General features: G+C 58.7%; 5 protein-coding genes. 2 read left to right on the top strand and 3 right to left on the bottom strand.

What is annotated here, in order from left to right; all coding sequences use genetic code 11:
- Positions 1-149 precede the first annotated feature (149 nt).
- Both pyc and AVCG78_RS15610 read right to left on the bottom strand, forming a co-directional pair.
- Positions 150-3,611 (bottom strand): pyruvate carboxylase, encoded by a 3,462-nt coding sequence (gene pyc / locus AVCG78_RS15615; protein WP_071203191.1) that lies wholly within the window; start codon positions 3,609-3,611, stop codon positions 150-152.
- A 106-nt stretch (positions 3,612-3,717) separates the two neighbouring features.
- Positions 3,718-4,458 carry a helix-turn-helix transcriptional regulator gene (locus AVCG78_RS15610; protein ID WP_015917588.1) on the bottom strand — a complete coding sequence of 247 codons (741 nt, stop codon included), beginning with the start codon at positions 4,456-4,458 and terminating at the stop codon, positions 3,718-3,720.
- A 275-nt stretch (positions 4,459-4,733) separates the two neighbouring features.
- Here AVCG78_RS15610 and AVCG78_RS15605 point away from each other — a divergent pair, with 275 nt between their 5' ends.
- Positions 4,734-6,485, top strand: a complete 1,752-nt coding sequence (locus tag AVCG78_RS15605) for a glucan ABC transporter ATP-binding protein/ permease (protein WP_015917587.1) — start codon at positions 4,734-4,736, stop codon at positions 6,483-6,485.
- 113 nt (positions 6,486-6,598) lie between these two features.
- Here the strand turns inward: AVCG78_RS15605 and AVCG78_RS15600 are convergent, their stop codons facing one another.
- Positions 6,599-7,738 carry a M20 aminoacylase family protein gene (locus AVCG78_RS15600; protein ID WP_071205371.1) on the bottom strand — a complete coding sequence of 380 codons (1,140 nt, stop codon included), beginning with the start codon at positions 7,736-7,738 and terminating at the stop codon, positions 6,599-6,601.
- 477 nt (positions 7,739-8,215) lie between these two features.
- Between AVCG78_RS15600 and AVCG78_RS15595 the strand changes: the two genes are divergently transcribed.
- Positions 8,216-16,717 carry a GH36-type glycosyl hydrolase domain-containing protein gene (locus AVCG78_RS15595; protein ID WP_071203189.1) on the top strand — a complete coding sequence of 2,834 codons (8,502 nt, stop codon included), beginning with the start codon at positions 8,216-8,218 and terminating at the stop codon, positions 16,715-16,717.
- The last annotated feature ends 70 nt before the right edge of the window (positions 16,718-16,787 follow it).

The raw sequence follows: 16,787 nt of genomic DNA, 5'->3' as shown, positions 1-16,787 counted from the left end.
CCAAGATAAGGGCGGCGCATCCTGATGGGCGCGCCACCTCTCTACAGCGCCGTGCGTTTTATAAAACGCACGGCGCTGTAATACTTTGAATCTGCTACATAATTTTCTCCTTAAATCGATTCTGATTTAAGGAATTATGCAGTAGTTTGTTATGCCTCAAGGCCGATCAGCAGGTCCTTGGCGTCGATCTGGTCACCGGCTTTCACCAGCACTTCGGCAATCTTGCCATCGCGTTCGGCATGCAGCGCGGTTTCCATCTTCATCGCTTCGATGGACAGCAGCACGTCTCCGGCTTTCACGGCCTGTCCGGCCGCGACGAAGACCCGCGAGATGACACCAGGCATCGGTGCGCCGATATGTGCGGCATTGGCGGCCTCCGCCTTGCGGCGGGCGGCGGCCCCGGAGGCTCCATGGCTGCGGTCCGGCACCTTGATACGGCGCGGCTGACCGTTCAGCTCGAAAAACATCGTCACCAGACCCTGGGCATCGGGAGCACTGGCTGCCTGATTGACGATGACAAGTGTCTTGCCTTTTTCGATTTCGGCAAACAATTCCTCGCCATCGCCCATGCCGTAGAAATAGGAATGGGTCGGCAGGACCGAGACCGGGCCATAGGTATCGGAGGCCAGGGCGAAATCGGTGAACACCTTCGGATACATCAGGTAGGACGCGAATTCGAAATCACTGACACTGCGCTCCAGCTTGTCCTCGATGGTCTTGCGTTCGGCATCGAGATCGGCGGGCGGTAAAAGTGAGCCCGGCACAGCCGTATACGGCTTTTCGCCCTTCAATGCCTTCTTTTGCAAGCTCTGTGGCCAGCCGCCGGGTGGTTGGCCGAGATCACCCTTCAGCATCGAGACGACCGAATCGGGGAAGGCAATGTCCTTATCCGGATTCTCGACATCGTCCACCGTCAGATCTTGCGCCACCATCATCAGCGCCATGTCGCCCACCACCTTGGAAGACGGCGTGACTTTGACGATGTCACCGAACATCTGGTTGACGTCTGCATAGGTCTGCGCCACCTCGTGCCAGCGGGTTTCCAGCCCCAGCGAACGGGCCTGTTCCTTCAGGTTGGTGAACTGGCCGCCTGGCATTTCATGCAGATAGACTTCTGAGGCTGGTCCCTTGAGGTCGCTTTCGAAGGCCGCATATTGGCCGCGCACCGCTTCCCAATAGAAGGAAATGCGACGGATCCATTCCGGGTCGAGCCCCGGGTCGCGCTCGGTTCCGGCCAAGGCTTCGACAATTGAGCCCAGGCAGGGCTGGGACGTATTGCCCGACAGCGCATCCATGGCGGCATCCACGGCATCAACACCGGCATCAATGGCTGCCAGCACAGTGGCGGCTGAAATACCCGATGTGTCATGGGTGTGGAAATGGATCGGCAGGCTGGTCGCCTCACGCAACGCCTTGAACAAGACTTTCGCGGCAGCGGGCTTGAGCAATCCGGCCATATCCTTGACGGCAATGATATGGGCGCCTGCTTTTTCCAGTTCGGCGGCGAGAGCCGTATAATATTTCAGGTCGTATTTCGGTCGGGCGCTGTTCAGGAGATCGCCGGTATAGCAGATTGCGGCCTCGCACAGCTTGTTTTCTTCCTGCACGGCATCCATGGAGACGCGCATATTATCGACCCAGTTCAGGCAATCGAACACCCGGAACAGGTCGATGCCGCCCTTTGCCGCTTGGCGGACAAAATATTTGACGACATTGTCGGGGTAATTGGTATAGCCGACACCGTTTGCGCCGCGTAGCAGCATTTGCAGCAGCAGGTTGGGTGCGCCTTCGCGGATCAGTGCCAGCCTCTCCCACGGATCTTCTGTCAGGAACCGCATGGACACGTCAAAGGTCGCGCCGCCCCAGCATTCCAGCGAGAGTAGATTGGGCAGGGCGCGGGCGTAGACGCTGGCGATCCGGGCAATGTCATTTGTGCGCATCCGGGTGGCCAGCAGCGATTGATGGCCGTCGCGCATGGTCGTGTCGGTCAGCAGCACACGCGGTTCGTTGCGCATCCACTCGGCAAAGCCCTTTGGCCCCAGCGCATCAAGCTTCTGCTTGGTGCCATCGGTGATACCGGCATCGATATAGGGAATGACTGGCTTTGCCGCCTTGTCCGAGGGCTTGGGACGGCCCTTGGTTTCCGGGTGGCCGTTGACGGTGACGTCGGCCAGATAGGTCAGCAGCTTGGTTGCCCGGTCCTGGCGCTTGACCTGGGCGAACAGTTCCGGCGTGGTATCGATGAAGCGTGTCGTATAGGTATTGTTGCGAAATTTCGGATGGCCGATGATCGCTTCGAGGAAGGTGAGATTGGTGGCGACACCGCGGATACGGAATTCGCGCAGCGCCCGATCCATCCGGCTAATCGCTTCCTGTGGCGAAGCGCCAGCAGCTGTCACTTTCACCAACAGCGGATCATAAAAACGGGTGATGATCGCGCCGGTATAGGCGGTGCCGCCATCGAGCCGGATGCCGAAACCTGCCGCCGAGCGATAGGCGGTGATGCGGCCGTAATCGGGAATGAAATTATGCTCCGGGTCCTCGGTCGTGACCCGGCATTGCAGGGCATGGCCATGCAGGCGGATGTCTTCTTGGCGGGGAACACCCGATTCCGGCGTGCCGATCGCAAAGCCTTCCAGGATATGGATCTGCGCCTTGACGATGTCGATACCGGTCACCACTTCGGTGACGGTATGCTCCACCTGAATGCGCGGGTTGACCTCGATGAAGTAGAATTTTCCAGTATCGGCATCCATCAGATATTCGACGGTGCCGGCACCGATATAGCCGGTGGCTCTGGCAATTTTCAGCGAATAGGCGGCAAGTTCCTGGCGCTGCTCCTCGGAAAGATAGGGGGCGGGTGCCCGTTCCACGACTTTCTGGTTGCGGCGCTGCACCGAGCAATCGCGTTCAAACAGATGCACGGCATTGCCATGGGTATCGCCGAGGATCTGGCTTTCGACATGGCGGGCATTTTCCACCAGCTTTTCCAGATAGACTTCATCCTTGCCAAAGGCGGCCTTTGCCTCGCGCTTGGCCTCCGTGACTTCGCGGGCCAGATCGCTTTCGGAGCGGATCACCCGCATGCCGCGTCCGCCACCGCCCCAGGAGGCCTTGAGCATCAGCGGATAGCCAATCTCGCCCGCCATTTTGGCCACGGTGTCCATGTCATCAGGCAGCGGTTCGGTGGCGGGCACCACGGGAACGCCGACTTCGACCGCCAGATTGCGCGCGGCGACCTTATTGCCCAATTGCCGCATCGTATCGGAGGTCGGGCCGATGAAAATCAGACCTGCATCGTTACAGGCATCGACAAATTCAGGACTTTCGGACAGAAGGCCATAGCCCGGATGGATGGCGTCCGCGCCTGACAGTTTGGCGACACGGATGATTTCCTCAATGGAAAGATAGCTTTCGATCGGGCCGAGATCCCGCTTCAGATGCGGGCCGCGACCGACCTGATAGCTTTCGTCCGCCTTGAAGCGATGCAGGGAGAGCTTGTCCTCCTCAGCCCAGATGGCGACCGTTTTTATGCCGAGTTCATTGGCAGCCCGAAACACGCGGATGGCGATTTCGGAGCGATTGGCAACTAGGATCTTGGAAATAGACAAATGGGCCTCCTCTTCATCAGGCGCTCATTGTGCGCCTGCGAAGAGAATCCATAGCGGTTTGCAAGACATCGCGCAATTTAGGCAAGTCAGCAGAACGATGAAAATATCAGCTGATCAGGCCGAGTCGATAAGCGATTGCTACCATATGTTGCCGGTTCTTGGCGTTCAACTTATCCTGCAATTCGTTGACGTACCAATCGACGGTGTGGTTCGAAATCTCGAGCAACTTGCTCATCTCGTTCGAGGTCATGCCCTCCCCGAGATAATTGAGAATTTCAAGCTCGCGTCGGGTCAGGCGCACATCGACTTTTTGCACCATCGACAGCAGTTCGTCTTCGCCATTGATTTCCGCCAGCCGCCAGAAGGCGCATTTCGCCACCGTGTCGAACAGCATGATCTCAATCGGGGTCAGTTCCACCGGTCGTCCGCCAATGGTCATGTTGGCCAGCAATCCGCCCCGCCCGTGGATGGGGAAGATATAGCCTTCCTCGAGACCAAAGCGCTGGGCATCCATCATCATCCGCTGCATGCGTTTGAAATGTGGGTCCTGGCTGAATGCCGTCAGCGTTTCGCTCCAACGGAACGGCCGTTGCGCTTGCGCCAGATAGCGAATGGCAGGGTCGATCAGCACGAATTTTTTCGTGATATAGACCTGCGGCCATTTTTCCGGCCAGCGTCCTGCAAGCACCAGCGACATGGGGTTTTGGTCAGGTTTGGGACTGCGCACGAGGCCGTAATAATCGAATTTATAAAATTCGAGGAGTTTCTCCAATTCTAGGATCAGCTCCTCGCGACTTCGGCATCCCTGAGATACAGCCAAAAACTGTATGAGATGATTGACACTCACACGCACCCCCTAGGTCCAGCACCAGACTGAACATTAACATTCTCTAATTATTATCAAACACTATTTCTTAAAATACACGTTAAGCTTATGTGTTTGTTAATTCGGCTACCTGAAATTTTACCCATAGCAAGCATGGTGAAAAAGAGAATTCCAAAACCGGACTTTGCACAACATCTGCGGGTCTGTATAGGCAGCGTTCAGGTTCGTCTCCTTAAAATATCGTGATACGATGCCTCAACCGGCCAATTCGAAGCCGATCAGGAGAAACTGACGCCATGTCCCTGTTACAAATTTACTGGCGAGCCTTGCAATATCTTGCCGCTTACCGTCTGAAGGTAAGCATCGTGGTGGCAGCCAATATCATATTGGCGGTGATCACCATTGCCGAGCCGATCCTGTTTGGTTGGATCATTGACGCAATTTCCAGTGGCAAGCCAGTCAAGGATATTCTGTTCCTCTGGGGCGGCTTTGGCATATTCAACACCATTGCTTTCGTGCTTGTCGCCCGCGAAGCCGATCGGCTGGCGCATGGCCGTCGGGCCAGCCTGCTGACCGAAGCCTTTGGCCGGATCATTTCCATGCCGCTGTCCTGGCACCACCAGCGCGGCACGTCCAATGCGCTGCATACGCTGCTGCGCGCCAGCGAGACGCTGTTCGGCCTCTGGCTGGAATTCATGAGAACCCATTTGGCCACGGCAGTGGCGCTCGTGTTGCTGGTGCCGACCGCCTTTTCCATGGATGTACGCCTGACCCTGGTGCTGATCGTGCTTGGTCTGATCTATGTGGCGATCGGCAAGATGGTGATGGACAAGACCAAGGATGGTCAGGCCTCCGTCGAGAGCCACTACCACACGGTGTTTTCCCATGTCAGCGACACGATCAGCAACGTCTCGGTGGTGCATAGCTATAACCGTATCCAGGCCGAAACCTCGGCGCTGAAGACCTTTACCAGCAAGCTGCTCGATGCTCAGTATCCGGTGCTGGACTGGTGGGCGATTGCCAGCGGCCTCAATCGCATCGCCTCTACCGCTTCGATGCTGATCATCCTGATTATCGGCACGATGCTGGTGCAGAGCGGCGAGTTGCGGGTCGGCGACGTTATCGCCTTCATCGGCTTTGCCAATCTGCTGATCGCCCGTCTCGACCAGATGCGCCAGTTTTCGACGCAGATCTTCGAGGCGCGCGCCAAGCTTGAAGATTTCTACGTGCTGGAGGATTCCGTGCAGGATCGTGATGAGCCGGTCGGCAATCGCGACTTGCAGAGCGTGCGCGGCGATGTCGAATTCCGCCATGTCTCCTTCGATTTTGCCAATACGACACAGGGCGTCAAGGACGTTTCCTTTACGGTCAAGGCTGGGCAGACGATTGCCATCGTCGGGCCGACCGGTGCCGGCAAGACCACCTTGATCAACCTGCTGCAACGGGTGCATGAGCCGCAGCAGGGGCAGATCCTGATCGATGGCGCCGATATTTCCACCATTACCCGCCAGTCGCTGCGCAACTCGATTGCGACTGTGTTTCAGGATGCTGGCATTCTCAACCGGTCGATTGCCGATAACATCCGCATCGGGCGCGAAAATGCGACGGACGAGGATATCGTCAAGGCGGCTGAGGCTGCTGCGGCCACCGATTTCATCGAAAGCCGTCTGTCTGGCTTCGATACCGATGTCGGTGAGCGTGGCAACCGTCTGTCGGGCGGCGAGCGGCAGCGTATCGCCATTGCCCGTGCCATCCTGAAGGATGCGCCGATCCTGGTGCTGGACGAGGCAACCAGTGCGCTCGACGTCGAGACCGAAGAGCGGGTAAAATCCGCTATCGACCGGCTGCGCCAGAACCGCACGACCTTTATCATTGCCCACAGGCTATCGACTGTGCGTGAAGCCGACCAGGTGCTGTTCCTGGACCATGGCCGTATTGTCGAAATGGGTGGCTATGACGAATTGAGCGCCAAGGGTGGCCGTTTTGCAGCCTTGTTGCACACCAGCGGCCTGTTGAACGATGACGACAAGGTCGCGGTGAAGGCCTGATAAATCAATTATTCTATCTGTTGAAGATCGGCGCGGTTCCGCAGGGAGCCGCGCCTTTTGTTTGTCTGCATTATCGCCTTGAACAGAGCGTTTCTGAATATCCTTGGAATACCCTATTCCAGCTTCAGGCGGCTTTCCACCAGTTCCACCCAGAATGCCGTGCCGGTCGGGATGATATCGTCATTAAAATCATAGCGCGGATGATGGAGTGGCGGGTCGTTTTCGGTGCGTTTGGTGCCGAGGAAGAAGTAGGTGCCGGGCTTTTCCTGGAGCATATAGGCGAAATCCTCGCCGCCCATGGTCGGACGCGGCATATCGAAAACCTTGCCTTCGCCGGCAAAGCGTCTGGCAAGATCGCGCACGTAATCGGTTTCCGCCTTGTGATTGACGGTGGCCGGATAGCCCCGCTCATAGTCGATCTCCACGGTCATGCCGTAGCTTGCCGCCTGCCCCTCGGCAATGGCCCGAACGCGGCTTTCCAATTCATCGCGCACATGATCGTCGAAGCTGCGGATTGTCAGGACCATGTCCGCCCGCTCCGGTATCACATTGCTGGCGGCACCGGCATGAAAGGCCCCGACGGTGACGACGACGGGATCGAGCGGGTGGATATTGCGCGAGGCAATGGTTTGCAGCGCCATGATAATGCTGGCACCTGCAACGATGGGATCGCTGGTGCTTTGCGGCTCGGCACCGTGGCCGCCCCGACCGACCACGGTGATCTTGCATTCATCCACCGAGGCCATGATCGGCCCTTCCCGGAAGGCGAAATGGCCGAATGCAATGCCGGGGTCGTTATGCAGGCCAAACACTGCATCGCAGGGGAAGCGCTCGAACAACCCGTCTTCGATCATCAGCCGGGCGCCGCCGAAATTTTCTTCCGCCGGCTGGAAAATCAGATGCACGACGCCATCGAAATTGCGGCGTTCGGCCAGAATACCGGCCGCACCGAGCAGCATCGCCGTGTGACCGTCATGGCCGCAGGCATGCATCAGGCCGGGAGTGAGGCTGGCATAATCGAGGCCGGTCTCTTCAGTGATTGGCAGAGCATCGAAATCCGCGCGTAGTCCTAGGGAACGCTGACTGGTGCCATTGCGCAAGGTGGCGACGATGCCGGTGCGGGCCAAGCCCCTGGTGACCTCATAGCCCATGGCTTCCAGTTTTCCAGCCACATAATCGGAGGTGTGAAACTCCGATAGCCCTAGTTCCGGGTGCTGATGGAGGTAGCGCCTGATCTCGACGACATCTTTCATGGCATTGGAGAAAAAGAGAGACATAGTTAACCTAAAATGTGGATGGTCTGTTTCCGATTCGAAAAGTCCACCTCGGGCGGAGGGTCTTGGATTAGTCCTACGTGGATTTATAGAGGAAGACCCTAACACCCGTTCAGCTTCGGTTCAAACTGCGCATTGCAGGGTGGAAGGCTAGGATGAACAGTCGTGCCGACAAAATTGCCGGGAAGACATCATTTGCAAAGGACCGGCAGATGGATGAGCCCAAGCAAAGGAAGTGGTTATCGTCGTGAAACTCTGTTTAGAGCATCTCCACCCGTCTTCTTGCCGGATTGAAGGATTACCCGGCCTGACGAAGCCTTTTTTTAAGGCGCCTGTCATGGACGTATTGATTTTCCCGCAGCCGCGGGCCTTTCCCTAGGCCCCGTTGCGCATATGTAAGTGCTGCATCCTCCCAATGCAGCAGATTTCACTCTTGCTGGTAACAGATTCGAAAACATGTCCCCATCTATGACGCCGTCCACAGCGCCACGCGATACAGAAACCCGCAATATCGATCATAACGATTCGATCCGGGCCACCTATCTGACAATCGATGAGTTGCAGGAAAAATCCAGGGCTCTCGCCACTTCGGTGATGAGCACGCTTCCGGGTTTCTTCGATTTCGATTTCTTCGCCCGGCATAAGGAAAACGAGCGGGAAATCCTGCGCGTCTATCGCACCACTGCCGCCGATGTCGAAGCGGGAGCGACCATTACGCCTGCTGCCGAATGGCTGCTGGACAATCACTACATTATCGAAGAAGCGATCCAGGAAGTTCGCCGCGACTTTCCCAAGAAATTCTATCGGCAATTGCCGACGGTCAAGGTTGGCGACCGGATTATTCCCCGCGTCATGGCGCTGGCCTGGCTCTATGTAGCTCATACCCATTCCACGGTGACGCGCGAAAGCATGACGGCGCTGGCGGAAGGCTATCAGTCCGAGCATTCGCTTGAAATCGGCGAATTGTGGGCGCTGCCGTCCATGGTGCGCTTCGTGCTGGTGGAAAACCTGCGGCGCATTTCGACCCGGGTGGAAAAATCCAGGCAGATGCGGCGCAAAGCCAATGAAGTCGCCGACGAAATCGTCCGGCTGAACGACGAAGCCGCCTGCCGCGAATATTTGAAGCAGCTGGAATCACTCGCCGACGACAATACATTCGCCACCCAGTTTCTGTATCGCTTGCGCAACGGTTCGCAGACATCCGCCGTTGCCGTCAGCTGGCTGGAGCAGCGGTTGGAGGCCAATGGCCGCACCACCGAAGAGGCGATGGCCGCCGAGCATAACCGGCTTTCGTCCGGCAATGTCAGCATGGGCAGCATCATCAAGGGGCTGCGCACCATCGACGATACCGAATGGTCGGTCTGGGTCGAAGAGGTCAGCCATGTTGACAAGATTCTGCGCAGCCACAGCGATTACGAAGCGCTGGATTTCGGTTCGCGCAACAGCTACCGCAACACGATTGAAAAGCTGGCCCGCCGTTCCGACAAGAGCGAGCTGGAAATAGCCCAGATCGCCATCGATCTGTCGAAGGCCGCTGCATCGACCGGTGATCTCTCCGATGCGCCGTCCAATGTCGGCAGTGTATTGGTGGGCGCGCAGAAGGAAGCGCTGGAACGCGCGGTCGGTTATCGCGTGCCGGCGCATATTGCCGTCACCCGCAGCTTCAAGCGGTTGCACTGGCTGGCCATCGCCCTGCCCGTCCTGGCGCTGACGGCATTGGCGCTGGCGCTCGTTGCCTGGTACCTCTCTTACGCTGGCCTATCGGTGCCGCTGATCACCATTCTCGTCGTGCTGTTTGCCCTGCCGGCATCTGAAGGCGCGACCGGCCTGTTCAACACGCTGTCCACCTTTGTTCTGAAGCCCGCCCGTCTGGTCGGCTATGAGTTCAAGGAGGGCATTCCGGACGATGCGCGTACGCTGGTTGCCGTTCCCTGCATGATCTCCAAGCGCGACCATGTCGATGAATTGGTCCGCAATCTGGAAGTCCATTACCTCACCAATCCGCGTGGCGAAGTGTATTTTTCGCTGCTCAGCGACTGGCCGGATGCCAAGGTCGAAGAGACCGAAGCCGATCTCGAAGTGCTGGAATATGCCAAGCGGGAAATGGCTGTGCTAAACGCCCGCTACAACGAAGACGGCAAGACCCGTTTCTATTTCCTGCACCGCCGCCGTCTGTTCAATCCCCAGGAAGATTGCTGGATGGGTTGGGAGCGCAAGCGGGGTAAGCTGCATGAGTTGAACCTGCTGTTGCGCGGCGACAAGGATACATCCTACCTGCCGGGCGCCAATACGGTGCCGGATGGCGTGCAATATGTGATGACGCTGGACGCCGACACCCGGTTGATGCGCGATGCCGTGACCAAGATGGTCGGCAAGATGTATCATCCTATCAATCGGCCTGTGCATGACCCGGAAACCGGTCGTGTGGTCAGCGGGTATGGGATTCTTCAGCCGCGTGTCACCCCCTCGCTGACCACAGGCAAGGACGCCTCGGTGTTCCAGCGAGTGTTTTCGATCAATCGCGGTCTCGATCCTTACGTCTTTACCGTTTCTGACGTCTATCAGGACATTACCGGCGAAGGCAGCTTCACCGGCAAGGGCCTTTACCACGTCGATGCTTTCGAGCGGGCCATCAAGGGCCAGATCGACGAGAACACGGTTCTCAGCCACGACCTGCTCGAAGGCTCGTTCGCCCGCTGCGCGCTGGTGACCGATGTCGAACTGGTCGAGGATTTTCCGACCCGCTACGAAGTGGAAATTTCCCGCCAGCATCGCTGGGCGCGGGGCGACTGGCAGTTGCTGCCCTATATCCTCGATCCGAAGCGCGGTATTACCTCGCTTGGCCGCTGGAAAATGGTCGATAACCTGCGCCGGTCGCTGACCCCGATTGCCTGGTTCGCCGCGTCTGTCATCGGCTGGTTCGCCATGAGTCCGATCGACACGCTGATCTGGCAATTGCTGTTGATCTTCTCGCTGTTCGTTGCGCCGACAATCTCTCTGATCAACGCGCTTGTGCCACGTCAGACGGATATCGTGCCTAGCGCGCATTTCCAGTCGCTCTGGGCCGATTTGCGCGGTGCCAATGCGCAAGTGGCACTTCGTATCGTCTTCATCGCCGATATGGCCTGCATGATGGCCGATGCTATCGTTCGCTCGATGTATCGCCTGCTGGTCAGCCGCAAGCTGCTGCTGGAATGGCGCACTGCCGCCAGCATTCAGTCGGTGGCGCAAGGCAGTATTCCGACTTATTACCGCACGATGCGTTATGCACCGACGCTCGCCCTCGTCGCCTTCGGCCTTTCGGCCTATGAAGCTGGCTACGGCGCGTTGATCGGCCTGCCCTTCACGCTGATGTGGGTGCTGTCGCCGCTGGTTGCCTGGTATGTCAGCCAGTCCGCCGAGACGGAAGACCGGTTGCTGGTGCCGGAAGAAACCGTCATCGAACTGCGCCGCATCGCGCGCCGCACCTGGCGCTATTATGAGACCTTCGCCAATGCCGGCGAACATTTCCTGCCGCCGGACAATTTCCAGGAAACGCCGGAGCCAGTGGTGGCACGGCGTACCTCGCCGACCAATATCGGCGTCTATCTGTTGTCGATTGTCTCGGCCCGTCACTTCGGCTGGCTCGGTTTCGAGCAGACCATCGAAAAGCTGGAACAGACCATCGGCACTGTCGAGAAGATGGACAAGTTCCGGGGCCATCTTTACAACTGGTATCATACCGATACGCTGAAATCGCTCGGCAACCGTTATATCTCGGCGGTCGATAGCGGCAATCTTGCCGGCCATCTGATTGCGATTTCGTCTGCCTGCCGCCATTGGGCTGAAGCCCCGTCTGCCCATCTCCAGGGCAGCCTTGATGGCATCGGCGATGTCGGTGGCATCCTGATGGAAGCGCTGAAGGAACTGCCTGACGACCGCAAGACCGTGCGCCCGTTGCGCACTCGCCTCTATGAGCGGATCATCGGCTTCAACAATGCGCTGGCCTCGGTCAAGCGCGAGCATGAATTCGCCTCGATCCGGGTGATCAACCTCGCGGTTCTGGCGCGTGACATCCAGAAGCTGGCGGCCAATCTTCACCACGAGCTGCGCTCTGACAAGAGCACGGACCTGTTGCGTTGGAGTGAGGCACTGGTGGCGGTCTGCGAATCCCATATCGCCGATAGCGCCTTCGACCTGTCCAATATCGAGCCGCTGCGCCAGCGTTTGGCCAGCCTGCGTGACCGCAGCCGCGACCTCGCGTTTTCCATGGATTTCGCCTTCCTGTTCCGCAAGGAACGGCGTCTGCTTTCCATCGGGTATCGCGTCGAAACCATGGAACTGGACGAGGCCTGCTACGACCTTCTGGCCTCCGAAGCTCGTCTGACCTCGCTGTTTGCCATTGCCAAGGGCGATCTGCCCACCGAACATTGGTACAAGCTGGGACGTCAGGTCGTGCCGATTGGCTCACGTGCCGCGCTGGTCTCCTGGTCCGGTTCGATGTTCGAATATCTGATGCCACCGCTGGTCATGCAGGAACGGCAGGGCGGTATTCTGAACCAGACGAACAACCTGATCGTCAAGGAACAGATGAACCATGGCAAGCGCCTCAATATCCCCTGGGGTATTTCGGAAGCGGCCTTCAACGCCCGCGACCATGCGCTCGCCTATCAATATACCAATTTCGGCGTGCCCACTCTCGGCCTGAAACGGGGTCTCGGCCAGAACGCGGTTATCGCGCCTTATGCGTCGATTCTCGCCAGCCAGTATGATCCGAAGGCAGCGGCTGAAAACCTGAAAAAGCTGCGGGCGCTTGGCGCGCTTGGTGCCTATGGTTTCCATGACGCTGTCGATTTTACCCCGACCCGTGTGCCGAAGGGCAAGACCTGCGCAGTCGTCTACAATTACTATGCCCACCATCATGGCATGTCGATTGCGGCGATTGCCAACGTCACCTTCAACGGGTTGTTGCGCGAACTCTTCCACGCCGATCCGGTGATCGAGGCGGCAGAACTGCTGTTGCAGGAAAAGGCACCGCGCGAAATTCCTGTGATGAGCGCCAAATACGAGCCGCAGACCCCCGGCAAGGGCCAGGCCGACCTGCTGCGTCCGGAAATCCGCACCATTACCGATCCGCTCTCCAAGGACCGCGAACTGGTATTGCTGTCGAACGGCCATTATTCGGTGATGCTGACGGCTACCGGCTCCGGCTTCTCCCGCTGGAACGGCCTGTCCGTTTCCCGCTGGAAGGCCGATCCGACCGAAGACCGCAACGGCACCTTTATCTTCCTACGCGATACGGCGTCGGGCGAATGGTGGTCAACAACCGCTGCCCCGCGCCGGGCCGCCGAGGAAAAGACCCGTGTGGTGTTCAGCGACGACAAGGCCGAATTTACCAAGACCGTCGGCGATATCACCTCGACTGTCGAATGCGTGGTTGCCACCGAACATGACGCCGAAGGCCGCCGTGTCACCCTTCTCAATACCGGCACCGAGGATCGCTTCATCGAAGTGACCTCCTATATGGAGCCGGTTCTGTCGAGCGACGACAATGACAATGCGCATCCGGTCTTCTCGCGGATGTTCGTGAAAACCGAGCTTGGCCGCAAGGGTGACGTGATCCGCATCGAGCGCAACAAGCGCTCGCCGAGCGATCCTGATATCTGCGTGGCGCACCTGGTCTCCGACACATCGGGACCGGGCCGCAATACTGAATTCGAGACTGACCGCTACAAGTTCATCGGTCGGGGTCGCACCTTGGCCGAGGCTGCGGCCTTCGATCCAAATGCGGTTCTGTCGGGTTCCGACGGGTTTACGCTCGATCCAATCGCCAGCTTCCGCCGCGTGCTGCGCGTTCCCGCCGGCAAAAAGGTCAGCGTGGTCTATTGGACCATTGCCGCCCCGAGCCGCCAGGAAGTCGATGTGGCCATCGAGCGCTATCGTCATCCCGATGCGTTCAACCATGAAATGCTGCATGCCTGGACCCGTACCCAGGTCGAGATGCGCCATATCGGCATCACCTCGCAGCAGGCGGCAGCCTTCCAGCAGCTTGGTCGCTATCTGGTCTATCCCGACATGCATCTGCGGGCCGATCCGGAAACCGTGCGCGCCGGTCTCGCCTCGCAATCGGCGCTGTGGCCAAACTCGATCTCCGGCGACTACCCGATCTTCGCGGTGCGCATTAATGATGAGATGGACACCGAAGTGGTCCGCGAAGCTTTGAGCGCACAGGATTATCTGCAACGCCACGGCGTGGTCACCGATGTGGTGATCCTCAACGAGCGGGCCGCATCCTATGCGCAGGATATGCAGCATGCTCTGGAACAGTTGGCTGAGGGCATGCGCACCAAGCAGGCCGAAGGCGGCCAGCAGCATGTGTTTGCGGTGCGCCGCGACCTGATGGACGAGAGCGGCTGGAATGCCGTGCTTGCCGCAGCCCGCGTCGTGCTCCATGCCCGCAATGGCAAGATCACCGATCAGGTGACGCATGCCGCCGAGCTGTTTGCAGCACCGCGCGGTGTGGATGCCATTGACGCCGATTGGTGTCCGCCGGTGCCAGTCATGGCTGGCCGTGCTGATCTTGTTGCTCCAATCATTGATGGCAGCGATCTGGAATTCTGGAACGGTTACGGTGGTTTTGCCGCCGACGGTGCCGAATATGTGGTGCGGCTTGGCCCCGGCCAATCGACGCCGCAGCCGTGGATCAACGTGATCTCCAACGACAATTTCGGCTTCCATATCGCAGCCGAAGGCTCGGGCTTCACCTGGAGCCGCAATTCACGCGACTATCAGCTGACGCCATGGTCGAACGACGCCGTTACCAACCGCACCGGCGAGGCCTTCTATGTGGCCGATCTCGACAGCGGTGAGGTGGTCAGCCCGATCTCTGCTGCCAGCAACCGGCAGGACGTCGTCTATGAGACCCGTCACGGCCTTGGCTATTCGGTGTTCTCCACCGAGGCTGCTGGACTTGCCGTCGAACTGACGGTCACAGTCGATCAGGTTGAGCCGGTCCGCTTTACCCGGCTTACGATCCGCAATACCGGCGATAGCGCTCGTCGTCTGCGCAGCTACGGTTATGTCGAATGGATTCTCGGCAACAATCCGCAGAAGACGGCTGCCTTTGTGCTGCCGTCCCATGACGCGGAAACCGGGGCGCTGATGGCGACCAACCCCTATAGCATCGACTATTCGGGACGCTTCGCCTTCCTGACCGCCGTGGAAACGGCGTCGGGCTTTGCCTCCAGCCGCCGCGAATTCATCGGTCGGCATGGCGATATCAAGATGCCACAGGCCGTGGCCAAGGGCTCGCCTCTCTCCGGCTCCATCGATCCGGAAGGCGACCCCTGCGCGGCGCTGGCCTTCGACATCACCTTGCAGCCCGGCGAAGAAGCGTCAATCACCTTCCTCTTGGGCGATTCTGAAAGCATCGAACAGGCGCGCAGCGTCATTGCGGCTGCCAAAGCCAAGGGCTTTGACGGCGCGCTTTCCGAGGCCAAGTCCTTCTGGGGTGATTTCACCGGCCACATCAAGGTGAAGACTGGCGATAAGGCCTTCGACCATATGGTCAATCACTGGCTGCCCTATCAGACGCTGGCCTGCCGCATCAAGGCACGCGCTGGTTTCTATCAGGCATCGGGCGCCTATGGTTTCCGCGACCAGTTGCAGGATAGCCTCGCCTTCCTGCTCTACAGGCCGGAACTTGCCCGCGACCAGATCCTCAACGCTGCTTCACGGCAGTTCAAAGAAGGTGACGTCCAGCATTGGTGGTTGCCGCAAAACGGTGCCGGCATTCGCAGCACGATCTCCGATGACGTGGTCTGGCTGGCCTATGCCGTCCATTCCTATGTCACTGCGACCGGCGACAAGGCGATCCTGGATACAGACGTTAGCTTCCTCGATGGTCCGACGCTGGCCCTTGGTCGCCATGACGCCTTCTTCAAGCCGGAAATTTCCGCTGAGAAAGCACCGCTCTACGAACACGCGGCCCGGGCGCTCGATCTTGCCATCACCCGCACCGGCACCAACGGCCTGCCGCTGATCCTTGGTGGCGACTGGAACGACGGCATGAACCGGGTCGGTGTTGCCGGACGCGGCGAAAGCGTCTGGCTCGGCTGGTTCCTGGCCAATGCGTTGACGGTGTTCACGCCCTTTGCCGAGGAGCGCAAGGACAGCGCCCGCGTCAAGGCCTGGGCGAAATACCTCAAGAGCCTGAAGGCCGCGATGGAAAAAGCCGGTTGGGATGGCGATCACTATCGCCGTGGCTATTTTGATGATGGCGATCCATTGGGTTCTGACCAGTCGGACGAATGCCGGATCGACGCCATCGCGCAGTCCTGGTCGGTTCTGTCTGGCTTTGCCGAGCCGGAGCGCCAGCAGCAGGCTATGAACTCCGTGGTCGGACGGCTGATCGATGACGAAGTGGGAATCGTTCGCCTCTTCACCCCGCCGTTCGAAAAGAGCCGTCTGGACCCGGGCTATATCAAGTCCTATCCGCCGGGCGTGCGCGAAAACGGCGGTCAATATACCCATGCGGCAATCTGGACGGGTCTGGCTCTTTCCAAGCTTGGCCGCAACGATGAGGCCTGGAAAGTGTTCTCGATGCTGAACCCGGTTCATCATGCCGAGACCACGGATGAAGCCGATCGTTACCGGGTCGAGCCCTATGTCGTGGCAGCCGATGTCTATGGCGGCCCCGGCTATGAAGGACGCGGCGGCTGGACCTGGTATACCGGCTCTGCTGGTTGGCTCTACCGCTTCGCGCTTGAAGGCTTCCTCGGCATCCACCGCCAGGGTGAGGGCATCAGCCTGAAGCCTGCCTTGCCATCCAGCCTTTCCTTCTACGAGGCAGAGGTCAGCATTGGCGGCAAGGCCGTGGCCATCACCGCTAGCCGCAAGGCTGATGGTTCTGGTTACGACGTCACGGCCAATGGCGCAGCGGTGACTGAAAAGGACGGGGCTTTCGCCATTAGCTTGTAAAAGCTTCATTATCTGACACAAGAAAACCGGCTGAGAGTGTTCTCAGCCGGTTTTTTTATGCAGAATTCAG

Source organism: Gillisella vitis (assembly GCF_021559775.1).
In the GTDB taxonomy this organism is placed as follows: Bacteria; Pseudomonadota; Alphaproteobacteria; order Rhizobiales; family Rhizobiaceae; genus Allorhizobium; species Allorhizobium ampelinum.
This window is presented reverse-complemented; position numbering and strand designations above follow the sequence as displayed.

Excerpts from the sequence above, each read along its gene's own strand:
- AVCG78_RS15605 (WP_015917587.1), top strand. The coding sequence starts at position 4,734 with ATGTCCCTGTTACAAATTTACTGGCGAGCCTTGCAATATCTTGCCGCT.
- AVCG78_RS15595 (WP_071203189.1), top strand. The coding sequence starts at position 8,216 with ATGTCCCCATCTATGACGCCGTCCACAGCGCCACGCGATACAGAAACC.
- AVCG78_RS15600 (WP_071205371.1), bottom strand. The coding sequence starts at position 7,738 with ATGAAAGATGTCGTCGAGATCAGGCGCTACCTCCATCAGCACCCGGAA.